The 8,779-nt window shown below is 68.9% G+C and carries 9 protein-coding genes; 1 reads left to right on the top strand and 8 read right to left on the bottom strand.

Translation table 11 applies throughout. The annotated features are described in order from the left end of the window. From M529_RS29835 to glmM, 8 genes are all read right to left on the bottom strand, one after another. Window positions 1-1,014: terminase large subunit domain-containing protein (locus tag M529_RS29835; RefSeq protein ID WP_021316918.1), on the bottom strand; the 1,014-nt coding region annotated here is incomplete at its 3' end. Window positions 1,015-1,304: 290 nt separating this feature from the next. Further along, window positions 1,305-1,838 carry a hypothetical protein gene (locus M529_RS50100; RefSeq protein ID WP_201766329.1) on the bottom strand — a complete coding sequence of 178 codons (534 nt, stop codon included), beginning with the start codon at window positions 1,836-1,838 and terminating at the stop codon, window positions 1,305-1,307. 153 nt (window positions 1,839-1,991) lie between these two features. Further along, on the bottom strand, window positions 1,992-2,654 hold the full coding sequence (locus M529_RS29825; RefSeq protein ID WP_021316916.1) for a L,D-transpeptidase family protein: 663 nt from the start codon (window positions 2,652-2,654) through the stop codon (window positions 1,992-1,994). Between the two features lie 152 nt (window positions 2,655-2,806). Continuing rightward, window positions 2,807-4,492: a GH35 family beta-galactosidase gene (locus M529_RS29820; protein ID WP_021316915.1), complete on the bottom strand. Its 1,686-nt coding sequence runs from the start codon at window positions 4,490-4,492 to the stop codon at window positions 2,807-2,809. A 220-nt stretch (window positions 4,493-4,712) separates the two neighbouring features. Beyond that, a complete protein-coding gene (locus M529_RS29815) occupies window positions 4,713-5,324 on the bottom strand; it encodes a ribonuclease HII (protein ID WP_021316914.1) in 612 nt (203 codons plus the stop codon). Further along, a complete protein-coding gene (gene thiD / locus M529_RS29810; RefSeq protein ID WP_021316913.1) occupies window positions 5,317-6,078 on the bottom strand; it encodes a bifunctional hydroxymethylpyrimidine kinase/phosphomethylpyrimidine kinase in 762 nt (253 codons plus the stop codon). Before thiD ends, M529_RS29815 begins: the two co-directional genes overlap by 8 nt. After that, window positions 6,075-6,299: a DUF1272 domain-containing protein gene (locus M529_RS29805; RefSeq protein ID WP_031294506.1), complete on the bottom strand. Its 225-nt coding sequence runs from the start codon at window positions 6,297-6,299 to the stop codon at window positions 6,075-6,077. The genes thiD and M529_RS29805 overlap by 4 nt, the downstream gene beginning before the upstream one ends. Window positions 6,300-6,404: 105 nt before the next feature. Next, entirely contained in the window at window positions 6,405-7,745 is a 1,341-nt protein-coding gene (glmM, locus tag M529_RS29800; RefSeq protein ID WP_021316911.1) for a phosphoglucosamine mutase, read from the bottom strand. Between the two features lie 204 nt (window positions 7,746-7,949). Here glmM and M529_RS29795 point away from each other — a divergent pair. Beyond that, a partial coding sequence (locus M529_RS29795; RefSeq protein WP_031294504.1) for an alanine:cation symporter family protein occupies window positions 7,950-8,779 on the top strand: 830 nt, incomplete at its 3' end.

Below are 8,779 nucleotides of genomic sequence, written 5' to 3'. Positions count from 1 at the left end.
CCGGTCGGCATCGTGCACCAGCGCCGCCGCCGCGACTGCGCGCGCCCATCCCTCGGGCCGCTGCCCCGACACGCTCGCATCGGCGATCACATAGGCGCGCCCGTCCCGGCCCAGCCCCACGACCACGATGCCGCAGGCGTCGCCATGCGCGGAAGCGGGCGGATCGACGCCGATCACCACCCGCGACAGCAGCGCGCCGTCTCCCGCGCCCCCCGGCACATGCCGCACCCGGCACCGCTCGATCAGGTCGCGGGTCCACAGCGCACCCTCGATCTCGCCGATCAGCTCGCCGTCCAGCTCCTGCCGTCCCAGCCGCGTGCCGCCATAGTCGCGCTCCATCGCCTCCACGAAGCCTTCGGCCAGGTGCGCCGCATTCTCCGCCGTGCGCCCCCGCTTCACGACGACGCCGGCGCCCTCCTGCGCCGCCAGCCGCCGCACCAGCGACACCGGGCGCGGCGTCGTCGTCGCCACCACGCGCGGCGCCCGCCCCAGCCGCATCCCCATCATCAGATTGTCCCACGCCGCCTCGCCCCCGGGCCATTTCGCGATCTCGTCGGCCCAGCCATGGCTGAACTGCGGCCCGCGCAGGCTTTCGGGATCGGCCGCGCCGAACAGCATCGCGCTCGCGCCATTGGGCCAGACCAGCCGCCGCAGCGCCGGAGCGAAGGCCGGCCGGCACCACCAGGGCGCGACCGACAGCAGCCCCGAAGGCCCCTCCACCATCACGCTGCGCGCCTCGCCCAAGGTCGCGCCGACCAGCGCGATCCGCGCGCTGCCGTCGCCCTCCGCAATGGCGCGCACCCATTCCGCCCCCGCCCGCGTCTTGCCGAAACCGCGCCCGGCCATCAACAGCCATATCCGCCAGTCTCCCTCCGGCGCCATCTGCGCCGCGCGCCCGGTCCATTCCCAATGATAGGCCAGCGCCTGCGCCGACGCCGCGTCCAGCCCCTTGAGCAGCCGCAACCGCTCCCGCGCGGGCCGCCCGGCCATCCACTCCATGTCGGAAACCCGCATCGCGCCTCGCCCTATTCCAAAAACCCGAACCGCCGCCGCTGGGGGCCTTATTCCCGGCCTTCAAAGCAATGAAAGACAGCGACAGGGATCGGCCATAAATCCACCACCGTCATCCCAGCGAAAGCTGGGATCTCTCTTCCTTCTTCTGGCCCTGCGCGAGGAACAGAAAAGTGAGATCCCAGCTTTCGCTGGGATGACGGAGGATCGCCCAACCCGCCGCCGAACGAAGGGTGCGATCACCGTGTCACGGCAATCTGCTCCACGGCCCCATCATGGAGAAGCGACCACCATCACCCGCTCCCCGCCAGCCCCCTCTTCCGCCGCACCTCCGCCATCACCGCATGGATCCGCGCCACCGCATCCTCGCCGTCGGGCCGCTCGCCCGTCCGCGCGGCGCGGCTTTCCAGCACCTCCTTGCGATGCGCCAGCAGCAGCCGCAGCCCCACGGCCAGCGGCACCGCGCGCTTGACCTTCCGGCCCTTCACCGCGCCCTCGCCGTCCAGCACGATCTCCTCCTGCTCGGTGCCGAACAGCGCCTGCCGCAGCAGCAGCGTCTCCAGCTCGTCATAGGCCATGTCCAGCGCCTGCTCCCACGCCTGGGCGAAGCCGGGGTCGCGCCGCTTCTGCTCATAGGCGCTGGTCAGGCTCTTGCCCGCCTGCCGCGCCGCCTCGCTGACATTGCAGGTGTGCGCCAGCGTCTCCATGAAAGTCCTGATCCGCGCCTGCGTCCATCCGTCATGGCGCGTCCGCTTCTTCTGCGCGCCGATCCCGCCACCGCTGCGCGGCCCGCGCGTCACGCGCAATGCGTCCCTCGTCTGCGTCACCCCCATTCATCCTTCCGCCGCCCGCGCAAACGAAAGGGGCCGGCCCTTGTCGGACCAGCCCCTCCGCCCCCCGGCGACTCACAATTCCCAATATCCGGATATGTGCCAGATCAGCGTTGCGATGTCAAGTTAAATGTTCCAAATAGGATAATTTCATCGCCCCAGCCGCATCCCGAACACCGCCGGATCGATCTCCAGCATCGGTTCGCCGTCTTCCTCGCCGGCGGGCGGCGGCAGCGCCTCGCTGCTTGCATAGGCGCGCTTTCCGGGGGTGAAGGTCACGATCGCCGCGCCCGGATCGTTCGCTACCAGCGGATCGAGCCGCAGCGCCGCGGTCAGCCGCGCCGCCGTCACCTCGACCAGCGTGCCGACCCGCGTCATCGCGAACAGCTGCCGCGCAAAGGCATAGGGCAGGCGGATGCAGCCATGGCTCGCCGGATAGCCGGGATTATGCCCGGCATGCAGCGCGATCCCGTCCCAGGTCAGCCGCTGCATGAAGGGCATGGGCGCGTTGCTGTAGAGGTTGGAGCGGTGCCACTGCCGCTTCTGCAGCACCGGATAGGCGCCGACCGGCGTGCGGTGCCCCTTCATCCCGGTCGACACGCTCGCCATGCCCACCAGCCGGTCGCCGTCATAGACATGCACCATCTGCTTCTCGATGCTGATGATCATGTAGAGCGGCCCGTCCCACGGCCCCTGCTCCAGCCACTGATAGCCGCCGGGCTTCAGCGTGCCCGCCGAGGCCGTCGCCGCCGGCGCGGGCGACGCAAGGGAAGACAGGGCAATCAACAGCGGGGCGACGAAAGCGGAACGCATTCACACTTTCTTAACCATAACCCCCGCCCGCACCAGTCCCATGCGGCAAAGCGCCACGAACCGCCGGTGCCATCCTGGGACAGGCGGCGTTCCCGCCGTCGCCGACACGCGCTGCCAAACCGACCGACAAGATCCGTCGGAAATGTCGGCAATCAGCGGTAGCGGTAGAGCCGCACGCGATAGACCTTTGCTTCCGCGGCGTCGGACGAGGACAGGCGCAGCGATTGGCCCTGACCGTTCTCGTCCCCGTTCAACCGGCGTCCGGCGACCATCGCGCCATCCTTCAAAATCTGCTCGTCGATGCTTTCGATGCCGACGATCGGCGGCCCGGGGCGATCCGTGGTGAAGGCGATCTGCATGTCGCCCGCGCCCACGACGATGAATTCGTCCGGCCCGGTCTGGAGGAACATCGCCGCGACCCGGCTCGCGGGATCGACATTGCCGTCCGGTCCGCTGGCGCGGACCATGTTGACCATATAGTCGCCGATGCGACCCCGGCCGGATCGCTGCGCCGACCCTTCCATGATGACGGTGGCGATCTTTCCTTCCGCCTGCTTCTGCAACACCAGCGGCGCAATCTGTTCCAGCTGGCCGTAGAGCGCGCCGATCACCGGGTCACCATCCCCGCCGGTGCCCAGACCGACGCTGGGGTCGCCCGCCAGCTGCACGCCGCGCTCGTCGATCCCGAAGGGGGAGAAGCCAAAGCCCTTGAGCGCGCCGAACGTATAAAGCGCGTTCGCCGCTCCCGTCGCGCCACCGCGCGCTTCGGGCACGAACAGCACATTGTCCGGCCGCCGATATTCGGACGCCCAATGGGCATAATCGTCGAAATAGATGTCGGGGGCGAGGAAATCGAGCGCGGGCGCGCCCGCCTTCCACAGGTCGATGGCAAAGGGCAGCGGGCCGCCCGAATTATACTGGCCCGGCTCGTAATTGGGGCGGATCAGCGCCGCGTTGGTGAACATGGGCAGCGCATATTCGGCTTTGCCGGCGGCCGCGACATGATCGATATAGCGGGCATAGGACCAGGACATGAACAGCGAATCCGTCATGCTGCCCTCCCCGAACACCTCGGTCCAGCTGCCGGTGGACCGTCCCCCTGCCGCCTCCCATGCGGCCCGCAGCTGCGGGTTCAGCGTCGCGCGATGCGCCGCCAGATAGGCCATCAGTTCCGCCGGCACCGGCTGGGCAAAGGCGGCTTCGGCGTCGGGCGCGTGGTCGCGCGATTCGGGGATGACACCCACCTCGTTCTCGACCTGCACCATCAGCACCGTCTGGCGCGCGCCGTCCACGGCCTTCAAATGGCGCATCAGCTGCGCGAAAGCGCGCGCGTCGGCATCACGGGCGGCGGCAGAGAGGGTGGAAATCCGTTCCGTGCCGCGGCCATCGGCGGTCTGCATGCGCGGGAAGCGCTGCTGGTCGCGCTTCACCCAGGCCGGGACATAGCTGGAAAAGGTGTTCTTCCAGGTGCCGAACCAGAGGAAGACCAGCCGCAGGTCATGGTCGCGCGCGCCCTTGATCAGACCGTCGACATTGCTGAAGTCGAACCGGCCCTCGACCGGCTCGATCGTTTCCCAGGCGACGGGGACCAGCACGGTGTTGAGATTGTCCCGGACCAGCAGCGGCCATTTCCGGCTGAAATGGTCGAGGTTGCTGGTGCTGCTGTTCTTGACCTCGCCGCCCAGGATCAGGAACGGCTTGCCATCGACGATCAACTGGGTCGCTTCGCCGCGCCGCTCGAAATGAGGGAGGCCGGGCGCGGAGGCGCTTGCGGCATTGCCGGGCTGGGACAGGACACACAGACCCGTGAACAGTAACAAGGCGAGCATCTGCCGCATGGAAATCCCCTCCGCTTCGCTACGGTGTGACCGTTACCATTAGGCACGACTTCGCTGAATGCCAAGGCGCAATCCTCGCTGGATGCGTCACCGGCAATCGGCTCATCCGCGATCGCAATTCTCGCCAGAGGACGAGCCATGGTGCCGCTTTTGGCAATTGCCGACCGCTGCAATCACCGGGAGTGCGGGGGCTCGTCCCGCCTTCCGCTCCCGCCCCGCCCTACAACAGCACCAGCTGCGCCACCGGCGCGAAGCTCCTGCGGTGCAGCGGGGTCGGGCCATGCTCGCGCAGCGCCTTCAGGTGATGCGGGCTGCCATAGCCCTTGTTGCTTTCCCAGCCATAATGCGGGTGGTCGGCGGCGGCGGCGACCATCATCCGGTCGCGCGCCTCCTTGGCGAGGATCGAGGCCGCGGCGATCGACAGGCACTTGGCGTCGCCCTCCACGATCGGCGTCGATGCCCAGCGCCATTGCGGGCAGCGATTCCCGTCGACCAGCACATGGGCGCAGTCTTTCGACAGCGCCTCGACCGCGCGCGTCATCGCCAGCATCGTCGCCCACAATATGTTGATCTCGTCGATCTCCTCGACGCTGGCGACGCCGATCCCCCAGCACAGCGCCCGCGCCTTGATCTCGCGCTCCAGCACGGCGCGCCGCGCGGCCGTCAGCTGCTTGGAATCGTTCAGGCCCTCGGGGCAATCCTCCTGCCGCAGGATGACGGCGGCGGCGACCACCGGCCCGGCCAGCGGCCCCCTGCCCGCCTCGTCCACCCCGGCGACCAGGCCCGGATGATGGCGCAGCTCGTGGCTGAAATCAGGCCCAGACTCAGGCATGTTCGTAAAATCCCAGCGGCACGCCCATCGGCCCGTGGCCCTGCCCCAGCCCCGGCGCCAGCGACAGCGCCTCGCGCACATATTTGCGCCCCCGCTCGACCGCCCCGACCAGATCCATCCCCTGCCCCAGCCCGGCGGCGATCGCGCTGGCGAGCGTGCAGCCGGTGCCGTGCGTATGCGGCGTGTCGATCCGCGCATTGCTCCAAGCCTTCATGACGCCGCGCGGCCCGATCAGCCGGTCGGTCAGCATCGGCCCCGCGCCATGCCCGCCCTTGGCCAGGACATGGGTGGCAAAGCGGATCGCGATCTCCTCCCCGCCCAGCGCTTCCAGTTCCGGGATGTTGGGCGTCACCAGCGTCGCCAGCGCCATCAGCCGCTCGAACGCCGCGATCGTCGCTTCGTCCGCCAATGCCGAACCGCTGGTGGACACCATGACCGGATCGAAGACGATCGGCACGCCCTCCAGCATCGCCAGCCGCTCCGCCACCGCCGCCGCTGTCTCCGCGCTGCCGATCATGCCGATCTTCACCGCATCGACGCCGATGTCGGACACGACGCTGTCGATCTGCGCCAGCACCATCTCCGTCGGCACGGGATGCACCGCCTGCACGCCCAGCGTGTTCTGCGCCGTGATCGCGGTGATCGCGGTCATGGCATGGCCGCCCAGCATCGTGACGGTCTTGATGTCCGCCTGAATGCCTGCGCCGCCGCCGCTGTCCGACCCGGCGATGATGAGGATGCGCGCCGGCTTCATCCCCGGAATTTGCGCTCCGTGGAGGCGGGATTGTTCGCCAGCGCCTTGCCCGTGCGGGTCGGCCGGTCCATCAGCTCGCCGCCGCAATTGGGGCAGCGGTCGTCCAGCGCCTCGGCGCAGGGCGCGCAGAAGGTGCACTCGAACGAGCAGATGAACGCGCCCGGCGCATCGGCCGGCAGATCGACGCCGCAGCGCTCGCAGTCGGGCCGCATCTCAAGCATGACCATCACCCGTCATGCCAGCGAAGGCTGGCATCTCGCTTTTCTTCTTCACCTTCGAAGAAGTGGGATCCCAGCCTTCGCTGGGATGACGGAGCAGGAAACCGCTCACGCCGCCACCCGCTCCACCGCCGCGCAGATGCGGTCGACCACGTCGCGCACCTGGTCGGCGCTGTCGCCTTCCGCCATCACCCGGATCACCGGCTCCGTGCCGGACGGACGGATGACCAGCCGCCCGGCGCCTTCCAGCTCCGCCTCGGCCTGCGCGATCACGCGCTTCACCTCGTCATGCTCCAGCGGCCTGCCGCCGGCGAAGCGGACGTTCTTCAGCAGCTGCGGCACCGGGTCGAACTGGTGCAGCGTCTCGCTCGCGGGCTTGCCGGATCGCACCAGCGCGGCCAGCACCTGCAGCGCGGCGACCGTGCCGTCGCCGGTCGTCGCATAGTCCGACAGGATCATGTGGCCCGACTGCTCGCCGCCCAGGTTGAAGCCGCCCTCGCGCATCCGCTCCAGCACATAGCGGTCGCCGACCTTGGTGCGCTCGAGGCCGATGCCGCGCCCCGCCAGGAAGCGTTCCAGGCCCAGGTTCGACATCACCGTCGCCACCAGCCCGCCGCCGCGCAGCGTGCCTTCGCGCGCGAAATTCGCGGCGATCAGCGCCATGATCTGGTCGCCGTCGACGATCTCGCCCTGCTCGTCCACCACGATCAGCCGGTCGGCGTCGCCGTCGAGCGCGATGCCGATGTCCGCGCCGGACGACACCACCGTCTCCTGGCACAGCAGCGGCGCGGTCGATCCGCAACCCTCATTGATGTTGGTGCCGTTGGGCGAGACCCCGACCGCGACGACGTCCGCGCCCAGCTCCCACAGCGCGGAGGGCGCGACCTGATAGGCCGCCCCGTTCGCGCAATCGACCACGATGCGCAGCCCGTCGAGCCGCAGGTCGGCGGGAAAGCTGGACTTCACCGCATGGATGTAGCGCCCCCGCGCATCCTCGACCCGGCGGGCGCGGCCGATGTCCTTGGGGGGCGCGAGCGGGATGTCCTGCCCCAGCAGCGCCTCGATCTTCAGCTCGTCCGCGTCCGACAGCTTGTACCCGTCCGGCCCGAACAGCTTGATCCCGTTGTCGGCATAGGGGTTGTGGCTGGCGGAGATCATCACGCCCAGGTCCGCGCGCATCGAATGGGCCAGCATCGCCACGGCGGGGGTCGGGATCGGGCCGAACTGGACCACGTCCATGCCCACCGCCGTGAAGCCCGCGACCAGCGCATTCTCCACCATATAGCCGGAAAGGCGCGTGTCCTTGCCGATCACGACTCGGTGCCGGTGGCTGCCGCGCAGGAAATGGGTGCCGGCGGCCATGCCCACCTTCATCGCCAGCTCGGCCGTCATCGGCCACTGGTTGGTGCGGCCGCGAATGCCGTCGGTGCCGAAATACTGCCTGCTCATACCGTTAAGGCCAACCCCGTAACCGTTCGTCCTGACCAGCCACCGAGCCTGTCGAAGTGGCGTATCGAAGGACAGATTGCGCGAGACCCTTCGATGCGGGTCTTCGACAAGCTCGGACCCTACTCAGCGCGAACGGGGCGGGAAAGGGGAAAGGGCAAGTTTTTCTCGATCGACTTTGCCGCGGCGCCATTGCATCCCGCACCGATGGAAAATTTCAACGCGTTCATCGACGCCCTTTCGGGCGCCGTGTTCTTCAAGCTGCCGGTGCTTGGCACCCCGATCGAGCTGATCGTCCTCTACCTCGCGCTGCCCATGCTGTTCTTCACGATCTGGCTGGGCTTCCCCAACGTCACCCAGGTCGGGCGGGCGATGCGCATCCTCCGCACCCAGCCCGGCCATGGCGAGGCGAAGGGCGACGTCAGCCAGTGGGCGGCGCTCTCCACCGCTTTGTCCGGCACCATCGGCCTCGGCAATATCGCCGGGGTCGCGGTGGCGCTCACCATGGGCGGGCCGGGCGCGATCCTGTGGATGTTCGTGATCGGCTGGTTCGCCATGACGGTGAAGATGGCGGAGGTGACGCTGGGCCTCAAATATCGCGTCTTCGACGATCGCGGCCACGTCCATGGCGGGCCGATGTATGTGCTGAAGGCGGTCGGCGCGGCGCGCGGCTGGCCGAAGGTCGGGCTGGTGCTCGGCGGTTTCTACGCCTTCTTCGCGCTGTTCGGGGCGATCCCGATGGTGCAGGTCAACCAGAGCTTCGCCCAGGTCAAGGTCGTGACCGGCCTCACCAATGGCTGGGCCTATGGCGTGTTCCTGGCGGGCGCGGTCGCGCTGGTGACGCTGGGCGGCGCGGCCTGGCTGGGGGAGGTCGCCAAGCGGCTGACCCCGCTCAAGGTCGCGGTCTATCTGGTCGGCGTCGCGGCGATCCTCCTCCTCCACGCCGGCGCCATCCCCGCCGCGCTGGCGCAGATCTGGCACGGCGCCTGGAGTGGCAGCGCGGCGACCGGCGGCGCGGTCGGCGCCTTCGTCGCGGG

It is taken from the genome of Sphingobium ummariense RL-3, from assembly GCF_000447205.1.
GTDB classification, from domain to species: domain Bacteria; phylum Pseudomonadota; class Alphaproteobacteria; order Sphingomonadales; family Sphingomonadaceae; genus Sphingobium; species Sphingobium ummariense.
Note: the sequence above shows the minus strand (reverse complement) of the source record. Positions and strands in the feature narration are given on the sequence as shown.

Coding starts and splice junctions, on each gene's coding strand:
- M529_RS29820 (WP_021316915.1), bottom strand. CDS start 4,492: ATGCGGCAGATGCTCGCCTTGTTACTGTTCACGGGTCTGTGTGTCCTG.
- glmM (WP_021316911.1), bottom strand. CDS start 7,745: ATGAGCAGGCAGTATTTCGGCACCGACGGCATTCGCGGCCGCACCAAC.
- thiD (WP_021316913.1), bottom strand. CDS start 6,078: ATGAAGCCGGCGCGCATCCTCATCATCGCCGGGTCGGACAGCGGCGGC.
- M529_RS29805 (WP_031294506.1), bottom strand. CDS start 6,299: ATGCTTGAGATGCGGCCCGACTGCGAGCGCTGCGGCGTCGATCTGCCG.
- M529_RS29815 (WP_021316914.1), bottom strand. CDS start 5,324: ATGCCTGAGTCTGGGCCTGATTTCAGCCACGAGCTGCGCCATCATCCG.
- M529_RS29825 (WP_021316916.1), bottom strand. CDS start 2,654: ATGCGTTCCGCTTTCGTCGCCCCGCTGTTGATTGCCCTGTCTTCCCTT.